An 18,974-nucleotide genomic window follows, 5' to 3' on the forward strand; every position below is an offset into this window, starting at 1 on the left:
GCGAAAAAAACAGCCATTCCGGGGCAAAAAAAAACCCGTTTTGGCCGTTTCAGAACTTAAATACTCCGACTAAATATTCGATGCTATAGTTGCCGCCAGAAAGCGCCGCAGGCGTTTATTTGAGCGCGTCTCATGCACTGCCAGCCCAGTCCAATCACGCCCCAGAAAGGGATGCATTTGTCGTATTGCAGCCACACGAGTTTCAGCGCACCGCGCCGACGGCGCCCTGCGCTGCGCCGGCTCGCTCGTACGATGCTGGCGGCAGGCATGGCACTCTCCCTGCCGGTGCAGGCGGCGGCACACGGCATGGCGCCGACACTGCTGTGGCCGTACGCTGCCGCCAGCGCCACCGCCCTGGCGGGACTGGCTTGCTGGCAAGCCTGGCGGCTGCGACAACAGTTGCGCCGCCTGCTCCTGCCCGCGCATGCCCTGGCCGAACAGGATGCGGGACAAGCCTTGCGCGGCGCCGCCCTGGCTGGCTGGACCTGGCGGCGCCAGTCCGACCGGCTGCAGTTCGCGCCCCAATACCAGGACGTGCTGGGCGACAAGAGCGCCAGGCTCGACCATGCACTGGCCGACTGGCTGGCCGAAGTGCATCGGGACGACCGCGCACGCCTGAGTCTTGCATTTCGCCAGCATCTGGACGGCCAGGCGCCCGGCACCTTCAATTGCGAATTCCGTTTGCGCCACAGCGACGGCCACTGGCGCTGGCTGCTGGCACGCGGCGCCGTGCTGTCGCGCGCCTCGGATGGCGCCGCCACGCAGGCCAGCGGCATCGTCTGCGATATCAGCGAACGCAAGCAGGACGAGCAATCGCGCATGCGTTCGATGCTGGAAGCGGCGCCCGAAGCCATGCTGGTGGCCGATGTCGAGGGCAAGGTGCATTACGCGAACCAGATCGGCGCGCGCTGCTTCGGCTATCCGCTGGCCGAGCTGACGGGCATGTCGCTGGAACAACTAGTGCCGGAAAGCACGTCCAATCACTCCGTAGGCGACCCGCAAGCGCGGCACAGCCTGCCGGGCCGGGTGATGATGGCGCGCCGCCGCGACGGTACGCACTTCCCCGCCAAGGTCAGCCTGTCGCCGCTGCGCATGGCCGGGCAAGTATTTTCCATCGTCTCGCTGCGCGACATGACGCAGCGCCAGCGCGCCGAAGAAGCCTTGCACGCCAGTTCGGAGCGCTACCGCCTGATCGTGCAGACGGCCGCCGAAGGCATCTGGATGACGGATGCGGATGGCAAAACCACCTTCGTCAACCCGAAAATGGCGCACATGCTGGGCTACACGGTGCAGGAAATGCTGAACCGTCCCATGCTCGACTTCATGGACCGCGACAGCCAGTTGCTGATGCAGCGCCGCCTGGCCAGCCACGGCAGCTTCGCCAGCCAGCCGGACCAGGTCGATTTCCGTTTTTTCCGCAAGGACTTGTCCAGCCTGTGGGGCTTGCTGTCGAGCACCAGTATTCAATCGGACAACGGCGAGCCGGGCGGCACGCTGGCCATGATTACCGACATCACGGAACGGCGCCAGGCGTCGATCGCGCTGTCGAATTCGAGCCAGCGCATGGCCTCCGTCTTCGGCGCCGTCACCAACGGCCTGGTGGTGCAGGACAGCCATGGGCATATCCTGGAAAGCAATGCGGCGGCCGAGCGCATGCTGGCGGCCAGTCCGGCCAGTCAGGCCAACCGCAGCCTGTGGCAAGCCATCCGCGAAGACGGTACCGCCTTCGACCAGCGCAGCCATCCCGTGCACATCACCCTGTCGACGGGTGTAGCCATGCGCGACGTGCTGATGGGCGTGCAGCAGCCCGACGGCAGCCTGTCCTGGCTGTCCGTGAATACCGAGGCCATCCGCGATGAATACGGCAAGGTCGGCATGGTGGTGGCCAGCCTGACGGACATCACGTATCACAAGCGCAGCGAGAGCGCCTTGCGCGAACTCAATGAACATCTGGAAGAGCGCGTGGCGCAGCGCACGGAGCAGCTGGACCAGGCCAAGCAAGTGGCCGAAGAGGCGAGCCTGGCGAAGGGCCAATTCCTGGCCAACATGAGCCATGAAATCCGCACGCCGATGAATGGCGTGATCGGCATGGCCTATCTGGCCCTGAAGACGGACCTGGAACCGCGCCAGCGCGATTACCTGGAAAAAATCCGCTTTGCCGGCGAGCACCTGCTGGGCATCATCGACGATATCCTCGACATCTCGAAAATCGAGGCGGGCAAGCTGGAAATCGAGCGCGTCAACTTCAGTTTTGACCACGTGGTGCAAACCCTGATGACGGTGGTGGCGCCGCGCGCCGCCGGCAAGAACCTGGAACTGCTGTTCGAGATCGATCCGCAATTGCCGGCCGTGCTGGTGGGCGACCCGCTGCGCCTGGGACAAGTGCTGATCAACTACGCCAATAACGCCATCAAGTTCAGCGAACAGGGCAGCATTACCGTGAAAGTGCGCCGGGTGGTGGCGGACACCAAACACTGCCTGGTGCGCTTCGAAGTGTGCGACCACGGCATCGGCCTGTCGCAGGATGAAATGAGTAAACTCTTCCAGTCCTTCCAGCAAGCCGACACCTCCACCACGCGCGAATATGGCGGCACGGGCCTGGGCCTGGCCATCTGCAAGCAACTGGCACAGCTGATGGGCGGCGACGTGGGCGTCGACAGCCGTCCCGGCGCCGGCAGCACCTTCTGGTTCACGGCCAACCTGGGCATTTCCGACCAGGCGGCGCCGGCCATGCTCGACAGCATGGCGCAGACGGCAGCGGCCATGCGCGCTAGCGCCGACGCGGCCCTGGTGATGCGCACGCTCAAGCATGCGCGCATCCTGCTGGTGGAAGACAACACCTTCAACCAGCAGGTGGCGCTGGAATTGCTGGAAGAAGCGGGCGCCTCCGTCTGCCTGGCAAACAATGGCGAAGAGGCGCTCGACCTGCTGCGCCAGACGCAGTTCGACTGCGTGCTGATGGACGTGCAGATGCCGCTGATGGACGGCTTGCAAGCGACGCGCCACATCCGCGCCGACCCGCAACTGGCGCATCTGCGCGTGCTGGCCATGACGGCCACGGCCACCAGCGAAGACCGCGTGCGCTGCCTGGAGGCGGGCATGGACGATTTCATTTCCAAGCCCATCCAGCCTGCCATGATGTACCAGACCATCGCCAGCTGGCTGCCGGCGCGCGAAACACCGCCGCCACCACCGGCGCGCGGCCGCGCCGTCCCCGCCTTCAAGACCACCCTGGCGGGCGACCCGCAGGTGATCGACCTGTCCATCCTGGCCAAGTTACTGGGATACAACCCGGAAAAGGTGCGCAAATTTGCCTTCAAGTTCCTGCAGACCACGCAGGATGGCTTTGGCGACATGGACGCGGCCCTGGCGCGCGGCGACGTGCACCAGGTGCGCGAACTGGGGCACCGCATCAAGTCGTCGGCGCGCACCGTGGGGGCTTTGGGGCTGGCCGAGCTGTGCCACAACCTGGAAACCCTGGCGCCGGGCGAGCCGGCCGACGAGGCGGAGCGGGCACGGCACCTCGTGGCGCGCCTGTGGCCCCTGCTGGAACAGATTACCGAACAAATCATGAATAACACCAGCTTTGCCAATGACGATTAGCTACCGCCAGTACGTTACGGCAAGGTATCGGCATCGACAACGGTGCAGCATATCAACAGAAAGACAGAACGATGACTACTGTATCAAACCAAGCAAGCCGGGAACACAACGAAGCAGGCCTGGCGCCGTTGCGCGTGCTGCTGCTGGACGACGACGTCTTCATGCTCGACGTGCTCAGCGACATGCTCGAGCAAATGGGCCCGTTCGACATCCGCTGCGAATCGCACAGTGAACAGGCGCTGGCTACCCTGAAGCAGCACCAGCCCGATCTGCTGATCTGCGACCTGTCCATGCCCGACATCGACGGCATCGAATTTCTGCGCATGGCGGCTGACAATGGCTTCCGCGGCGGCGTAGTGTTGCTGTCAGGCCTGCATTCGGCCGTGCGCCTGGCAGCCGAACGCCTGGCCGTGGCCAATGGCCTGCATATATTAGGCACCTTCCGCAAGCCGATGGAAAGCGCGGAATTGCAGCTCATGGTGAACTTGCAGCTGCAGCACACGGCGCGTCTGGCCAGCGTACAAGCCTGAGCGCGGAGGATCGCCGGAAGGGCGGGCACGGCGCTGCGGGCCAGCAGGCATGCGGCTTTGCCGCCCTGCCGGCACGCGCGGTGGCGATATGCCTCAAGTTTTTCTGCAATAATCGCCACGCTTTGAAAAAATGGGTTATTATTTCAGCCATCCCCGCCTGCATACCTCTGGTCGCACCTTCCAAGAATATTGAATTCGTGCCCATTGCCCCCATCTGCTAGCTGCATTCTAGGAAGCATGGATGGCGAACCAGCGTATGGTTAATCCCAGGCATTATTGATCCCACCCTCATTTGAGGAAAATATGAGCGAAAATATCAAACACATTAGCGATGCATCTTTTGAAGCAGACGTCCTGAAATCCGAGTTGCCAGTGCTGGTCGACTTCTGGGCAGAATGGTGCGGTCCCTGCAAGGCTATCGCCCCGATCCTGGAAGAAGTGGCCAAGGAATACGATGGCCGCATCGTGATCGCCAAGATGGACGTGGACGCCAACCAGGCAGTGCCTGCCAAGTTCGGCATCCGCGGCATCCCGACCCTGATCCTGTTCAAGGATGGTGTTGCAGCTGCTCAAAAAGTGGGCGCCATGGCTAAAGGCCAGTTGACCGCTTTCGTCGACAGCAACATTTAATGTATGATAGGCAGCGCTGCGCCCGCAGCGCCGCCTGACTGGAACGACCGGGAAGCAGCTTTGCCATCATTCGTGCACAGCCTTCCCCAATAATTAATCAACGCCACGCAGTCCCCTCCCCTACCTTTACATCCCGTCTCGGGACACTCAACACATATGCATTTATCCGAACTAAAGGCCCTACACGTATCCGCCCTGCTTGAGATGGCGATCGGTCTTGACATTGACAACGCAGCCCGCTTGCGCAAACAGGAGCTGATGTTCGCTATCCTGAAAAAACGCGCCAAGTCCGGCGAACAGATTTTTGGCGACGGCGCCCTGGAAGTGCTGCCAGACGGCTTCGGCTTCCTGCGCTCGCCTGACGCCAGCTACATGGCGTCCACCGACGACATTTACATCTCCCCTTCGCAAATCCGCCGCTTCAATCTGCACACCGGCGATTCGATCGAGGGCGAGGTACGGACCCCGAAAGATGGCGAACGCTATTTCGCACTGGTCAAAGTCGACAAGGTCAACGGCGAATCGCCGGAGATGTCGAAACACCGCATCCTGTTTGAAAACCTGACGCCGCTGCACCCGAACGAGCCGCTGCGCCTGGAACGTGAAATGAATGGCCAGGAAAACATCACCGGCCGCATCATCGACCTGATCGCCCCGATCGGCAAAGGCCAGCGCGGCTTGCTGGTGGCATCGCCGAAATCCGGTAAATCCGTGATCCTGCAGCACATCGCGCATGCGATCACGGCAAATCACCCGGATATCACGCTGATCGTGCTGCTGATCGACGAACGTCCGGAAGAAGTTACCGAAATGCAACGTTCGGTACGCGGCGAAGTCGTCGCCTCGACCTTCGACGAGCCGGCCACGCGCCACGTGCAAGTGGCCGAGATGGTGCTGGAAAAAGCCAAGCGACTGGTCGAAATGAAAAAAGACGTGGTGATCCTGCTCGACTCGATCACCCGCCTGGCGCGCGCTTACAACACCGTCATCCCTGCCTCGGGCAAGGTGCTGACCGGCGGTGTCGACGCGAACGCGCTGCAACGACCAAAACGCTTCTTCGGCGCCGCGCGCAATATCGAAGAAGGCGGCTCGCTGACCATCATCGCCACGGCGCTGATCGAAACGGGTTCGCGCATGGATGACGTGATCTTTGAAGAATTCAAGGGTACCGGCAACATGGAAGTGCATCTGGAACGCCGTCTGGCCGAGAAACGTGTCTATCCGGCAATTAACCTGAACAAATCAGGTACCCGCCGCGAAGAACTGCTGATCAAGCCGAACGAGCTGCAAAAAATCTGGATCTTGCGCAAGTTGCTGTACTCGATGGACGAGATCGAGGCGATGGAGTTCATTCTGGACAAGATGAAAGCAACGAAGAACAACGCCGAGTTTTTCGATATGATGAGACGCGGTGGCTGATTTTCGGGGTCAGACCCGACGGGTCTGACCCCAGCCCTCCGTTGACCATCATGCGAAAGCCGCTCCCTGAGCGGCTTTTTTATTGCCGTCCGCCCGAAAGCGCTATATAATCGACGGTTGCATTATTTTAAACCCTGGCAAGTGATCGGCAATCGGGTCAAGAAGCTGGACGACCGACGAAGTGCTGTTTGGCTACCAAACTAGAGAGAAGACCATGAAAGTCGATACCCATCCAGAATACCGCGAAGTTGTTTTCCACGATCTGTCGTGCGATTTCAAATTCGTTACCCGCTCGACCATCCAAACCCGCGAAAAAATCACCCACGACGGTAAAGAATACCCACTGGTGAAGATCGAGGTTTCGGCTGAATCGCACCCATTCTTCACGGGCAAGCACAAAATCGTCGATACCGCTGGTCGCGTCGAGAAGTTCCGTCAGAAGTTCGGTACCGTTGGTTCGAAAACCGCAGTCGCAGCAGGCTGATTTTTGCCGCTTTGCGGCAAAGAAGGGCAGCTTCGGCTACCAAGAAAAAGGCAGCTACGGCTGCCTTTTTTGTCTTTGGCCGCTTTACTTTATACTCGCGCATACCCGACGCCATTCGTCGCGTCTTGCCACTATTCTGATACCGATTATCGATGAAGCCAGTCCGTCTTCCCGCCGCTGCCACACTCGCGCTGCCACGATGGGCCTTGTTTGCACTTGGCCTGCTGTACATCCTGCCTGGCCTGATCGGCCGCGAACCGTGGAAGAACGATGATGCCGCCAGTTTCGGCATCATGTGGACCATGGCGCATGGCGGCCTGAACGACTGGCTGTGGCCCAACGTGGCCGGCCTGTCGCTGCCGGATGAAGGTCCGCTGACCTTCTGGCTGGGCGCCATTTTCATCAAACTGTTCGGCTGGATCGACGGCGACGTCTTCGGCGCGCGCATGTCGACCATCGGCATCTTCGTCGTCAGCACCCTGTCCGTCTGGTACACCGCCTTCAACCTGGGCCGCCGCAACGATGCCCAGCCCCTGCGCCTGGCCTTCGGCGGCCAGCCCGAGCCCGACGATTTCGGCCGCACCCTGGCCGATGCCTCCGTGCTCATCTACCTGGGCTGCCTGGGCTTGCTGCAGCACAGCCACGACATCACGGCCGAAGCGCTATATGTGTCCCTAATGGCCTACCTGCTGTACCGCGCCGTGCGCTATGTGGAAGGCCCTTCCGTGCGCAATGCCGCCCTGCTGGGCCTGGCGCTGGGCGGCCTGACCCTCACGCGCGGCTGGATCACGCCGGCGGCGCTGAGCATCGCCTTGCTGCTGTGCACCATCTTCCTGCGCCTGCCGCTGCTGCGCAGCATGCGCCACCTGGCACTGGCCATCCTGATCGGCGCCGCGCTGACCCTGGTCTGGCTGCTGCCCGGCGAATGGCTGCAGCCATACGGCCATTCGCCGCTGAAGGCGTGGATGGAGTGGAATTGCCGCCAGTTCAGCGCCCCGAGCCTGAAAAGCCTGCAGTATTTCTTGCGTGTCGGCATCTGGTTCTTCTGGCCCGCGTGGCCGTTCGCCGCCTGGGCCGTGTATGCCTGGCGCCGCCAGCACCACGTGCTGCACATCGTCGTGCCGCTGACCTTTGTCGCCATGCTGGCCATCCTGGGCCTGTGCCACCCCGATCCTGAACCGAGCCAGCTGCTGCCCCTGCTGCCGCCGCTGGCCGTGATGGCCGCGTTCGGCCTGCTGACCATGAAACGGGGCGCCATCAACGCCATCGACTGGTTCTCCGTGATGGTGCTGACCATCTGCGCCCTCGTGATGTGGCTGTTCTGGTTCGCCATCCTGACGGGCTGGCCGCCGCAACAGGCCCACAATGCACTGAAACTCGTGCCTGGATTCAAGCCCGAGCTGGAACTGGTGGCCTTCTTCGTGGCCGCTGGCGTCACGGCCGGCTGGATCGCCCTCGTGCACTGGCGCATTTCGCGCCAGCCTGCCGTGCTGTGGCGCGCCGTGGTGCTGTCGTCCGGCGGCCTGATCCTGATCTGGGTGCTGATCATGACCCTGTTCCTGCCGCCGCTGAACTACAGCAAGAGCTACGCCAGCGTGGCGCACCAGATCTCGGTTAACTTACCACCTGGCACTAAATGCATCAACAGCAACGTCGGCGCCGCCCAGCGCGCCTCGTTCGCCTACTACGGCCACTTGCCTTTTGCCAGCGTAGGGCAGCAACAATGCGATGTGTTCTTGTTGCAAGACAGCATCAAGGTTCCCGACAGCAAGGAGCAGCTGCCGGAGCACCACGGCGCGGACTGGATCAAGCTGTGGGAAGGGCGCCGCCCCACCGATAACGTGGAACGTTTCCGCCTGTACCAGCGCGTCAGGTAAAAACGCGAAAAAACCGGGCAATGTCCCGGTTTTTTCTTGCTCGCAAAGCAAACTTTTGCGAAGTGAAAAATATTGCTTTAAAATATATTCAATTAGCTAAATTGAACTAGAATTGTTTTTTAGATTATAATGATGCTCTGCGCGATGGCGGTGTCTTGCTTTCCCGCCCTATTCGTCCCCCAATTTACTATGAGAATGTCCATGAAATTATTTGCCACACGTACCTTGCCGCTCATCAGCGCCGCCCTGTTCGCTTTCTCCTTCAGCGCCTCGGCCCAGGCGACCGTGATTGACCTCGGCGTCGCCAACGGCTATTCGGCCTTCATCTTCGGCAACATCGGCAGCAGCGGCACCAGCGGCTTCACCAGCGTCGGCGGCAGCCTGGCCGCTGGCGGCAATATCTACCTGGACAGCTATAGCGTCGGCACGAACAAGAAGCCGGGCAGCGCCGCCAACACGCTGGTCGCCGGTGGCAACCTGAACATCGGCAACGGCACCATCAACGGCACGGGCGTGTATGGCGTGAGCAATGCCAACGGCAGCGTGACGGCGCCATCGTGGTACCCAACGGGCACCTTCAGCAAGGGCAATGCCTCCACCCTGAATTTTGCGGCTGCCCAGCAGCAACTGACGACCCTGTCGGGCGATGTGGCCAAGCTGCAATCGAACGGCACCGTGATCTCGCAATACGGCAACATGACCCTGGTAGGCAATGTCAACGCCGACGTGAATGTCTTCACCATCGCTGCGAACGACCTGCATAACCTGACCCTGGACCTGTCCTCGCTGAAAAGCACGGCCAGCATCATCATCAACGGCACGGCTACCAACATCACCATGAGCGGCGGCTTCGACAATTTCGGCAGTTTCGCCGACCGCACGCTGTTCAACTTCGCCAATGCCACCACCACCAGCCTGAACAACGTCGGCATCAACGGCAGCATCCTGGCGCCGAACAGCGCGTTTTCCGGTTCGGGCAGCATGAACGGCACCCTGGTCGCCAATTCGGTCAGCTCGATCAATTACGGCCATGTCTCGATGAACGGCGCCGGCTTCAACACGGTCAGCGTATCGGCCGTACCAGAGCCAGGCACCTACGCCATGCTGCTGGCCGGACTGGGCTTGCTGGCGTTCATGCGCCGCCGCACGCCTGCGCGCGCACCGCAAGCGCAACTGGCATAAGTTTTACGCTGAAGCAATCAAAAACACCGGGCCGCGCAAGTGTCCCGGTGTTTTTTTATGGGCTGGCGAAAAGCTTATTCCGCGCTCAGGCCCAGATCGGTGGCTACTTGCTGGCGCAACAAGTATTTCTGGATCTTGCCCGTCACCGTCATGGGGAACTCCTCGACAAAGCGCACATAGCGGGGAATCTTGTAATAGGCGATCTGCCCGTCGCAAAAGGCACGGATATCCTCGCTGGTGGCCTGCGTGCCCGGGCGCAAGATGATGCAAGCGCACAACTCTTCGCCATACTTGGCATCGGGCACACCCACGCATTGCACGTCGAGCACGCTCGGGTGGCGGTACAGGAATTCCTCGACTTCGCGCGGGTAAATGTTTTCGCCGCCACGGATGACCATGTCCTTCGAGCGGCCGACGATGCTGCAAAAGCCGTTGCCATCGATCACGGCCAGGTCGCCCGTGTGCATCCAGCGCGCCGTGTCGATGGCTTCGGCCGTTTTTTCCGGGTCGCCCCAGTAGCCCTGCATCACGGAATAGCCGCGCGTGAGCAATTCGCCCTTCTCGCCGCGTGGCACGATGCGCCCTTCCGCATCGATGATTTTCACTTCCAGGTGCGGGTGGACGCGGCCGATGGACGAGACGCGCATTTCACGCGGGTCCTCGATCGACGTCTGAAAGCTGACGGGCGACGTTTCCGTCATGCCATACGCGATGGTAATTTCCGCCATATGCATCAGCTCGATAACGCGCGTCATGACTTCCATCGGGCACGGCGAGCCGGCCATGATGCCGGTGCGCAAGTTCGACAGATCGTATTGCTTGAAATCAGGATGGTCGAGGATGGCGATGAACATGGTGGGCACGCCGTGCAAGCCGGTACAGCGCTCGGCCTGCACGGTCTCGAGCACGGCTTTCGGATCGAAGCCTTCGCCCGGAAACACCATGGCCGCGCCATGCGTGACGCAGGCCAGGTTGCCCAGCACCATGCCGAAGCAGTGGTACAGGGGCACGGGAATGCACAAGCGGTCCTGTTCGGTCAGACGCATTGCTTCGCCGATGAAAAAACCGTTGTTGAGGATATTGTGGTGCGTCAAGGTGGCGCCCTTCGGCGCGCCCGTGGTGCCGGAGGTGAACTGAATGTTCACGGCATCGTCAAACTGCAAGGTAGCGCTCACTTCGGCCAGGTGCGCCAGGTCGGCGTCCGTGATGCCGCCCATCAAGGCGTCGAAGTTGTGCATGCCGGGCGTGGCGACCGCGCCCAGGCGGATGACGTGGCGCAATTGCGGCAGGCGCGGCGACTGCAGGGCGCCGGCGCGCGAACGGGCGATTTCCGGCACCACGTCCTGCACGATGGCCAGGTAGTCGCTGGACTTGAAGCTGGGCGACAGGATCAGCGCGCTGCATTGCACCTTGTCGAGCACGTATTCGAGTTCCGAGCGCCGGTAGGCTGGGTTGATGTTGACCATGATCAATCCGGCTTTCGCCGTGGCGAACTGGGTCAGTACCCATTCGGCGCAGTTTTGCGACCAGATGCCGACCCGGTCGCCCGGCTGCAAACCCAGCTTCAGCAAGCCGGCGGCCAGACGGTGCACGCGCTGCTGGAATTCGGCGTAGGTCCAGCGCACGTTCTGGTGCGCCACGATCAGGGCATCGTGCTGGCCGTAGCGGGCGGCGATGCCGTCCAGGTAGGCGCCTATCGTTACACCGATCAGCGGCGTCTCGTGGGCGCCGTGTACATAACTCATTGCTTGCATGGTGTCTCCAGGGTGTGTGGCGCGACGCGCTCTTGTTATCGTCTTCGATGCTGAAAATTATAGCCGCAACCGCCCCCGCCCTGCACCGGCTTGCTGTAATGTGCAGGCCAGCACACCAGATACTCACGGCACCATGACAGGCAACGCGCAGCACCCGCTCGAACAGGGCTTTATCCTGACCCGCCACTGGCGCGACACCAGCGCCGGCACGGAAGTCGATTTCTGGCTGGCAACGGACGCCGGGCCCCGCCACGTGCGCCTGCCCGTGCAGACGGCGGTCGCCTTCCTTCCCATGGAGCAGCAGGAACAAGCGCAACAGCTGCTGCGCGGCGAGCGCCATGCGGAGCTGCGGCCCCTGTCGTTGTCCGATTTTCACCATCGCCCCGTGTTGGGCCTGTACTGCAAGCAATACCGGCATTTGCTGAAGCTGGAAAAACAGTTGCGCGCGCACGGCGTCGACGTGTACGAAGCCGATATCCGCCCGCCCGAGCGCTATCTGATGGAGCGTTTCATCACGGCGCCGGTATCGTTCAGCGGAGAAACCCTGCAGGAAGTGCAGCTGAGGCCGGCGCCCGGCTACCGCCCCAGCTTGAAACTGGTGTCGCTCGATATCGAAACGACGGCGCACGGCGAGCTGTATTCTCTTGCGCTGGAAGGCTGCGGCCAGCGCCATGTCTACATGCTGGGGCCGCCAAACGGCGGCGCCGAAGTGCTCGACTTCGACCTGGAATACTGCGACACGCGCGCGCAGATCCTCGAACGCCTGAACACGTGGATGGAGCGATACGATCCGGACGCCATCATCGGCTGGAACCTGGTGCAGTTCGACTTGCGCGTGCTGCGCGAACACGCCGAGCGCTACCAGGTGCCCTTGCGGCTGGGACGCGGCGGCGCCGTGATGGAATGGCGCGAGCATGGGGGCAAGCAGGAACACTATTTTGCCGCCGCGGCGGGACGGCTGATCATCGACGGCATCGAAGCCTTGAAGTCGGCGACGTGGAATTTCTCCTCGTTCAGCCTGGAAAACGTGGCGCAGACGCTGTTGGGCGAAGGCAAGTCCATCGACAATCCCTACCAGCGCATGGCCGAGATCGACCGACGTTTCCGTGAGGATAAGCCGGCGCTGGCGCGCTACAATCTCAAGGATTGCGAACTGGTCACGCGCATCTTTGCCAAGACCGAGTTGCTGACCTTTTTGCTGGAACGGGCCAGCGTGACGGGCCTCGCGGCCGACCGCAGCGGCGGCTCCGTGGCCGCCTTCGAACACCTGTACTTGCCGCTGATGCACCGGCAAGGCTACGTGGCGCCCAACCTGGGCGATGTGTCCGGCGACAACAGCCCGGGCGGCTTCGTCATGGATTCCCAGTCGGGCCTGTACGATTCCGTACTGGTGCTCGACTATAAGAGCCTGTACCCGTCCATCATCCGGACCTTCCTCATCGATCCCGTGGGACTGGTGGTGGGCACGCGCGGCGACGAGGCGGAAACCGTGCCCGGCTACCGGGGCGCGCAATTTTCGCGCGTGAAACACTGCCTGCCCGCCATCGTGCAACAGGTGTGGCAAGGGCGCGAGGCGGCCAAGCGCGAGCGTAACGCGCCCCTGTCACAAGCGCTAAAAATCATCATGAACGCGTTTTATGGCGTGCTGGGTTCGAGCGGCTGCCGCTTTTTCGACCCGCGCCTGGCCTCGTCGATCACCCTGCGCGGCCACGACATCATGCACCGCACGCGCGAACTGATCACCGAGCAGGGTTATCAAGTGATCTATGGCGACACGGATTCCACGTTTGTGTGGCTGAAAACAGCGCATACGGATGAAGAAGCGGGCAAGATCGGCCGCGCCCTGGTGGCGCACGTCAACGCCTGGTGGGAGCGGCATCTGCGCGAAGAATTCGGCCTCGACAATGCACTGGAGCTGGAATTCGAGACGCATTACCGGCGTTTCCTGATGCCCACCATCCGCGGCTCGGAAGAAGGCAGCAAGAAGCGCTATGCGGGCCTGGTGGGCAAGCCTGACGGCAGCGAAGAGATGGTCTACAAGGGCCTGGAAACGGTGCGCAGCGACTGGACGCCGCTGGCGCAGCAATTCCAGCAAGAGTTATACCGGCGCATCTTCCAGCGCGCCGCCTACCAGGACTATGTGCGCGACTACGTGGCGCGCACCGTGCACGGCGAATGCGACGCTTTATTGGTCTATCGCAAGCGCTTGCGCCGCCCCCTCGGCGATTACCAGCGCAACGTGCCGCCCCATGTGCGCGCAGCGCGCACGGCCGACGCCTACAACCTGGCGCAGGGCCGGCCGCTGCAATACCAGAACGGCGGCTGGATCAGCTACGTGATCACGGTGGCGGGGCCGGAACCGCTGGAAACGCAACGCTCGCCCATCGATTACCACCATTACCTGACACGCCAGCTGCAACCGGTGGCCGACGCGATCCTGCCCTTCCTGGGCGACGATTTTTCGCGCCTCGTGTCGGGGCAGCAGGATTTGTTTTAAATATGTTGTAAATCAATTTTGCTGACCCGCACGGCCAAGCTGAGGTAATATCGGCGCCTGCTAGGCCAGTCCGCGGGCGCTGTGCGCTGCGGCAGCGTAAAATACGCCATGGCGAAAGAATAAGAGCTCCACCGCAGAAGAAGATGCCATTCCAGACGAGAATCATTCGCAACAGAATTTTTCCAGCTGAAATGGCGCATAATTTACAACCATGTTGAACCAGCGGGCAGTAGCACTAGCCACCTGCCCTGCTAATTTTTGAATGAATTGACACCATGACCGAGATTACGTCCTTAAGAGACATCCCGCAAAAAAATATCTTCCGCAAGGGCGACACCTTTGTGCTGTTCGGCGAGCTGTTCGGCCGCGGCTATGTGAATGGCTTGCTGGACGAAGCGCGCAAGGCGGGCATGAATATCGTCGGCATGACGGTCGGCCGCCGCGATGAAAACATGGCGCTGCGCCCGCTGAACGCGGAAGAGCTGGCCGAAGCCGAAGCCAACCTGGGCGGCCGCATCATCAATGTGCCGCTGATGGCCGGTTTCGACCTCGACGCGCCGGCCGGCGAGCCGACCCCGACGGCCCTGCTGGCCGACATGACCCTGAAAAGCTGGCAAGAAGACAAGCTGGACTGGGCGCAGATCGAACGCTGCCGCGAAGCCGGCATCGCCCGCTTCAGCGCTTCCGTGGCAAAAGCCATGGCCGAGCTGGACAGCCTGATTCCTGATGGCAGCAATGTGTATTTCGCTCACACCATGGCTGGCGGCATTCCGAAAGTTAAAGTCTTCCTGGCGATTGCCAACCGCATCTACAAGGGCCGCGGCGAGCGCTTCATGTCCTCGCGCGCCTTGCTCGACAGCGATCTGGGTAAATTGATCCTGATGAACTTCGACGAAGTCACGGCCAACACCCTGCAGCACCTGATCGACGGCAGCGCCGCCATCCGCGCCCGCATCGAGAAAACGGGCGGCCAGGTGCGCTACAGCGCCTACGGCTACCACGGCACCGAGATCTTGATCGACGGCAAATACCAGTGGCAAACGTATAGCAACTACACGCAAGGCCTGGCCAAGAACCGCCTGGAAAACGTGGCCAAGGCCGCGTGGGAAAAAGGCATCAAGGCGACCGTGTTCAACTGCCCGGAAATCCGCACCAACTCGTCCGACATCTTTGTCGGCGTGGAACTGTCCCTGTTCCCCCTGCTCGACGCGCTGAAAAAAGAAGGCGGCAGCGCCTGGGCCGAAGAGCAATGGAAAATCTGCCAGAGCTTGCTGGAAGACGGCGTCTCGCTGCAAGACTTGCTCGACCGTATCGCCGCCTACAATGGCGACGCCACCAGCGTGCAGTTCCGCAACTTCGCCGCCTGGCCGATGGACAACACGCCAGAGCTGGCCGAGGTCATGATCGGCACCTCGGACGACATCACCAAGCTGCACAAGGACCGCAAGGAACTGATCACCGACCACCTGAGCTCGCTGGTCTTGGAAGGCACGGGCCCGCTGATGTTCCACGCCATGTCGGAGCCGCAAGCCCCCGTCGTCTGGCTCAACCATGACATCATCGCGCGCCAGCTGAACTCGGTGCACAACTGAGCTTGATGTAACGCAGCGGCAAGACACCGACGGCCCGGCTCATCCCCGGGCCGTCGGTGTTTCTACGGCTGCCATGCGCTACGGGACCTTTACGCGCGCAGGATGGACACGCCGCCATCGGCCAGCAGCGCCGTGCCGGTGGTAAAGCTCGAGGCATCGGACGCCAGGTACAGCGCCGAGCGGGCAATCTCGTCCGGCGTGGCCAGGCGCTTCAATGCATGCAAGCCCGCCACGAAGGCCAGCGCATCGAGCTCCTTCCGCCGCCGCGCCACCAGCACCAGCCGCGCGCCATGGCGGGCGAACAGCCGCGCCGCCGCATGGCCGATACCCGAGCTGGCGCCCGTGATGATGGCGACCTTGTTTTCCAGTTGTTGCATGGGATATCCCGCCAGGTAGTGAAGGAACACCATAGGACGGCTGGCCAGGCGTTGCACTCCGCTTCTTGCGCTGGAATCGGCGTATTCAAAGATTCTCAACGCTGGTGCAAAACACACGCCAAGCATAAAACTTGCCAGATTGTGGCAAATCAGCGATAATCCGTCTCGCGTTGCCGGGATGGCGGAATAGGTAGACGCACGGGACTCAAAATCCCGCGCTGGAAACAGCGTGCCGGTTCGATTCCGGCTCCCGGCACCACCAGACAAATCGAAGAAGTACCGATAAAGCCATTAAATCCAATAAAATCAAGGATTTAGTGGCTTTTTTCTTGCCTGATCAATCCGATCACTCCCGATTAAACCCGATAAAAACTGATAGGCGTTACGCCAAATTTACGCCATGATTACGCCAAATTGGAGAGATCATGGCATCATTCAGAAAACGTTCAGGCGGCTGGCGCGCAGAAATAGCAGTGCTTGGCACCCGCGAATCAGAGACATTCAGTACTAAGGCAGAAGCCGTTGCATGGGCGGCCGAACGGGAAGCACAACTGCGCCGCAGCGACGCCACTGGCATCGTCGCAGGCAAAACCTGCCTACAAGCGTTTGAACGGTACCGCGACGAGGTTTCCGTACACAAAAAGGGTGCGCGTTGGGAAACTATCCGACTATCAGCAATTGCGAAGCACGTCGTCGCCGACAAGAAGCTTGGCGATTACCTGGTCGCAGAAATAACACCGGACATTCTGGGGCAGTGGCGCGATATGCGTCTTAAAACGGTATTGGGGTCAACAGTCAATCGTGACCTCAATTTGATCTCGCACGTTTTCACAACAGCTCGCCGCGAATGGAACTGGGCTTCGAAAAGCCCCACAGCAGACGTCCGTCGCCCTAAAGATCCGCCACCGAGAGACCGTCTAATCAGCCAAGATGAGATTGACCGCATATGCCTGGCACTTGCCTACGATGGCAAGATCACCAATATATCCGGCGTCGTTGCAGCAACATTTTTGTTTGCAATTGAAACTGGCATGCGGTCAGGGGAGATTCTCAGCCTCACGCCCGAACGCATCACTGGCTCGGTTGCGCATCTCCCTCGCACAAAAAACGACAGCAAACGCGACGTCCCTCTTTCAATGCGTGCACTTGAAATCCTCAGCGAACTTCCTGTGCCCGCGGCCAGCTCCCCTTACTTCAACGTGACCGATGAAAGCAGAGACAGCCTTTTCCGTAAAGCAGTTACTCGTGCCGGCATCAAAGGCCTCACCTTTCACGATACTCGACACGAAGCGATTACCAGGCTAGCAAAAAAGCTAAATATTCTCGAACTAGCCAGGATGGTCGGACACAAAGACATCCGCCAGCTACAGATCTATTACAATGAAACTGCCGCAGAGATAGCAAAAAAGTTATAGATGCAAACACCTATGACTCTTCCCCCAATCCATAACCTTGGCCTGATGGCATTTGCATATACTCATCGTATGCAGTAATTAATTGGCCTTCAAATTCTTCCTCACTTAAATTTATACTAGGATAGTACGACCTAAAGAAATCATTGTAAATCTCTCGGAATTTTGGATCACTAGGACCATTAAAAAATACAAAATTTTTGAAGGTAGCCCTTATATGCTGAATAAACTTCTTATGAGGGGGAAGAGGCATGCGAATAGAAACTGTTTTTGGCAATCTAGCAATTCGTGGCTGCGTTAAACTTCGGATCTCATCACGCATTTCAGACATTGCCTCGAGGATATAGTCCATGCTTCCCACCTCCTTCTCAGGCAATTTTGATGCTGTAACTGTCGAAAAGCTCGCAAGGAACGAAGAGTAGCCAGGCTCCGTCGTTGCCTTATGAGTTGCAATCAATTTTGTCCTTAATAAAGTTTTAAATTGCTGGATCGCATGATAATTCAAATCCCTAGGATAATTTATATGCTCTATCACACCCGTATCAAACGAGTAATTTGTAAAATCATCTTTTATTATTAAAACTGGCTTATCAAACGCAAGTCGCATTCCCAACTCAAACATAACATTAGGATTCTTTGCACTAACATCACAAATTACCATATCATTAGAAAAAGTATTCTGAACTATTCTTTTTTGAATAATTCCAATTTCATTTGAATCACTAACAAGTGAAACTTCATACTCAGTATCTTCAAGAGCTTCCTTGATAATTAGTCTTACGGCTTCCCAATGACTGGCAGGGCAATTGTCAATAGCAGCGATTGGCATTATCAAACCGCACTTATACTTTTTCTGATTTTCTTCCATATCTTCCCTAATCTGATGAAAAATTTTCGACGGCGTCAAAGTAGAAAATCACCTATGCCAAACAATTTACTACAAAAATAGAAAAAAACAAACAATGCCGCAATTCTATCGCCGCAACCAAATTTGATATGACGGGGCTTGCGCTAAGCAGTTGGCGCGATGAGTTCAGGATTGTGATTCCTGTTGTCGTGGGTTCGAGCCCCATCAGCCACCCCACAGAATGAGTAGGAAAATCAAAGGGTTACATGCTTCTGCTTGTAACCCTTTTTTTGCATTTTCCAACGAGTTTTCTTATTTTCCAACGCGATCAAATTTCAGCGCTTCCACTGCGCAGGGCCAGTCCGGGCAGCGGCCGCTTTTTCCAGATCCGCTTGAGTGGTAATCACTGAAATCTCTGTTTCTCCATCAAGTGGTACCAGCACTCGTCCAGGCCGCTGATCTGCCACAATCTCCGCGCCCCAAGCCATTGCCACATGAGCCATAGTCATGGGGTTGATTTCAAATCCACGGACCCGCAACTTCCCATCTCCCACCCACACAATGGCAGCGTCATACAAAGTCGGAAGTATGGAGTCTCCGCCGCCGATTGGCCACAAATTCGCCACACGCACTGTTCGCCGGAAGTCTTTTTCATAGCCCTCGTTCATCGAAAACTTACCTACGGCCGTATAGCGCAAGGTAATTTCCCTGTGCCTAGGCAAGGGAACGCCTTGATCGGAATACAATTTTGCTGCTATTACAAGCATGGC

General features: G+C 59.4%; 13 protein-coding genes, 1 tRNA gene and 2 pseudogenes. 11 read left to right on the plus strand and 5 right to left on the minus strand.

Annotated features, from left to right (window positions below):
• Positions 1–267: 267 nt before the first annotated feature.
• The 7 genes from ACQ4W0_RS00895 (at position 268) to ACQ4W0_RS00925 (ending at position 9,725) form a co-directional block, all read left to right on the plus strand.
• A complete protein-coding gene (locus ACQ4W0_RS00895; RefSeq protein WP_436575069.1) occupies positions 268–3,603 on the plus strand; it encodes a PAS domain-containing hybrid sensor histidine kinase/response regulator in 3,336 nt (1,111 codons plus the stop codon).
• A 71-nt stretch (positions 3,604–3,674) separates the two neighbouring features.
• On the plus strand, positions 3,675–4,133 hold the full coding sequence (locus ACQ4W0_RS00900; RefSeq protein ID WP_436575070.1) for a response regulator: 459 nt from the start codon (positions 3,675–3,677) through the stop codon (positions 4,131–4,133).
• 303 nt (positions 4,134–4,436) lie between these two features.
• On the plus strand, positions 4,437–4,763 hold the full coding sequence (trxA, locus tag ACQ4W0_RS00905; protein ID WP_436550078.1) for a thioredoxin TrxA: 327 nt from the start codon (positions 4,437–4,439) through the stop codon (positions 4,761–4,763).
• 156 nt (positions 4,764–4,919) lie between these two features.
• Entirely contained in the window at positions 4,920–6,182 is a 1,263-nt protein-coding gene (gene rho, locus ACQ4W0_RS00910) for a transcription termination factor Rho (protein ID WP_034746249.1), read from the plus strand.
• A gap of 214 nt (positions 6,183–6,396) precedes the next feature.
• A complete protein-coding gene (locus tag ACQ4W0_RS00915) occupies positions 6,397–6,666 on the plus strand; it encodes a type B 50S ribosomal protein L31 (RefSeq protein ID WP_010401544.1) in 270 nt (89 codons plus the stop codon).
• Positions 6,667–6,818: 152 nt separating this feature from the next.
• Entirely contained in the window at positions 6,819–8,543 is a 1,725-nt protein-coding gene (locus ACQ4W0_RS00920; protein WP_436575071.1) for an ArnT family glycosyltransferase, read from the plus strand.
• Positions 8,544–8,744: 201 nt separating this feature from the next.
• Positions 8,745–9,725, plus strand: a complete 981-nt coding sequence (locus ACQ4W0_RS00925) for a choice-of-anchor A family protein (RefSeq protein WP_436575072.1) — start codon at positions 8,745–8,747, stop codon at positions 9,723–9,725.
• A gap of 74 nt (positions 9,726–9,799) precedes the next feature.
• Here the strand turns inward: ACQ4W0_RS00925 and ACQ4W0_RS00930 are convergent, their stop codons facing one another.
• Entirely contained in the window at positions 9,800–11,479 is a 1,680-nt protein-coding gene (locus ACQ4W0_RS00930) for an AMP-binding protein (RefSeq protein ID WP_436575073.1), read from the minus strand.
• Between the two features lie 133 nt (positions 11,480–11,612).
• Between ACQ4W0_RS00930 and ACQ4W0_RS00935 the strand changes: the two genes are divergently transcribed.
• Both ACQ4W0_RS00935 and ACQ4W0_RS00940 read left to right on the plus strand, forming a co-directional pair.
• On the plus strand, positions 11,613–13,976 hold the full coding sequence (locus ACQ4W0_RS00935) for a DNA polymerase II (protein WP_436575074.1): 2,364 nt from the start codon (positions 11,613–11,615) through the stop codon (positions 13,974–13,976).
• Positions 13,977–14,251: 275 nt separating this feature from the next.
• The gene (locus ACQ4W0_RS00940; RefSeq protein WP_436575075.1) at positions 14,252–15,568 is read left to right on the plus strand and encodes an enoyl ACP reductase FabMG family protein; all 1,317 of its coding nucleotides are present in this window, start codon (positions 14,252–14,254) and stop codon (positions 15,566–15,568) included.
• A gap of 89 nt (positions 15,569–15,657) precedes the next feature.
• Here the strand turns inward: ACQ4W0_RS00940 and ACQ4W0_RS00945 are convergent.
• Both ACQ4W0_RS00945 and ACQ4W0_RS00950 read right to left on the minus strand, forming a co-directional pair.
• A pseudogene (locus ACQ4W0_RS00945) lies at positions 15,658–15,816 on the minus strand (SDR family oxidoreductase); the annotation flags it as partial.
• Positions 15,817–16,071, minus strand: a pseudogene (locus tag ACQ4W0_RS00950) (SDR family NAD(P)-dependent oxidoreductase); the annotation flags it as partial. It lies immediately after the preceding pseudogene.
• A 46-nt stretch (positions 16,072–16,117) separates the two neighbouring features.
• On the opposite strand from ACQ4W0_RS00950, the gene ACQ4W0_RS00955 reads away from it, so the two are divergent.
• Both ACQ4W0_RS00955 and ACQ4W0_RS00960 read left to right on the plus strand, forming a co-directional pair.
• A tRNA-Leu gene (locus ACQ4W0_RS00955) sits at positions 16,118–16,204 on the plus strand.
• A 166-nt stretch (positions 16,205–16,370) separates the two neighbouring features.
• Positions 16,371–17,360, plus strand: a complete 990-nt coding sequence (locus ACQ4W0_RS00960) for a tyrosine-type recombinase/integrase (protein ID WP_436575076.1) — start codon at positions 16,371–16,373, stop codon at positions 17,358–17,360.
• A 10-nt stretch (positions 17,361–17,370) separates the two neighbouring features.
• Here the strand turns inward: ACQ4W0_RS00960 and ACQ4W0_RS00965 are convergent, their stop codons facing one another.
• The gene (locus ACQ4W0_RS00965; RefSeq protein WP_436575077.1) at positions 17,371–18,225 is read right to left on the minus strand and encodes a hypothetical protein; all 855 of its coding nucleotides are present in this window, start codon (positions 18,223–18,225) and stop codon (positions 17,371–17,373) included.
• Between the two features lie 314 nt (positions 18,226–18,539).
• Entirely contained in the window at positions 18,540–18,902 is a 363-nt protein-coding gene (locus tag ACQ4W0_RS00970) for a hypothetical protein (RefSeq protein ID WP_436575078.1), read from the minus strand.
• Positions 18,903–18,974 lie beyond the last annotated feature (72 nt).

The sequence above is a fragment of the Janthinobacterium breve genome, from assembly GCF_051380895.1.
GTDB lineage: Bacteria > Pseudomonadota > Gammaproteobacteria > Burkholderiales > Burkholderiaceae_D > Janthinobacterium.

What these genes read in the sequence shown, in the direction of transcription:
- ACQ4W0_RS00895 (WP_436575069.1), top strand. Translation starts at nt 268, where the DNA reads ATGGCACTCTCCCTGCCGGTGCAGGCGGCGGCACACGGCATGGCGCCG.
- ACQ4W0_RS00900 (WP_436575070.1), top strand. Translation starts at nt 3,675, where the DNA reads ATGACTACTGTATCAAACCAAGCAAGCCGGGAACACAACGAAGCAGGC.
- trxA (WP_436550078.1), top strand. Translation starts at nt 4,437, where the DNA reads ATGAGCGAAAATATCAAACACATTAGCGATGCATCTTTTGAAGCAGAC.
- rho (WP_034746249.1), top strand. Translation starts at nt 4,920, where the DNA reads ATGCATTTATCCGAACTAAAGGCCCTACACGTATCCGCCCTGCTTGAG.
- ACQ4W0_RS00915 (WP_010401544.1), top strand. Translation starts at nt 6,397, where the DNA reads ATGAAAGTCGATACCCATCCAGAATACCGCGAAGTTGTTTTCCACGAT.
- ACQ4W0_RS00920 (WP_436575071.1), top strand. Translation starts at nt 6,819, where the DNA reads ATGAAGCCAGTCCGTCTTCCCGCCGCTGCCACACTCGCGCTGCCACGA.
- ACQ4W0_RS00925 (WP_436575072.1), top strand. Translation starts at nt 8,745, where the DNA reads ATGAAATTATTTGCCACACGTACCTTGCCGCTCATCAGCGCCGCCCTG.
- ACQ4W0_RS00930 (WP_436575073.1), bottom strand. Translation starts at nt 11,479, where the DNA reads ATGCAAGCAATGAGTTATGTACACGGCGCCCACGAGACGCCGCTGATC.
- ACQ4W0_RS00935 (WP_436575074.1), top strand. Translation starts at nt 11,613, where the DNA reads ATGACAGGCAACGCGCAGCACCCGCTCGAACAGGGCTTTATCCTGACC.
- ACQ4W0_RS00940 (WP_436575075.1), top strand. Translation starts at nt 14,252, where the DNA reads ATGACCGAGATTACGTCCTTAAGAGACATCCCGCAAAAAAATATCTTC.
- ACQ4W0_RS00960 (WP_436575076.1), top strand. Translation starts at nt 16,371, where the DNA reads ATGGCATCATTCAGAAAACGTTCAGGCGGCTGGCGCGCAGAAATAGCA.
- ACQ4W0_RS00965 (WP_436575077.1), bottom strand. Translation starts at nt 18,225, where the DNA reads ATGGAAGAAAATCAGAAAAAGTATAAGTGCGGTTTGATAATGCCAATC.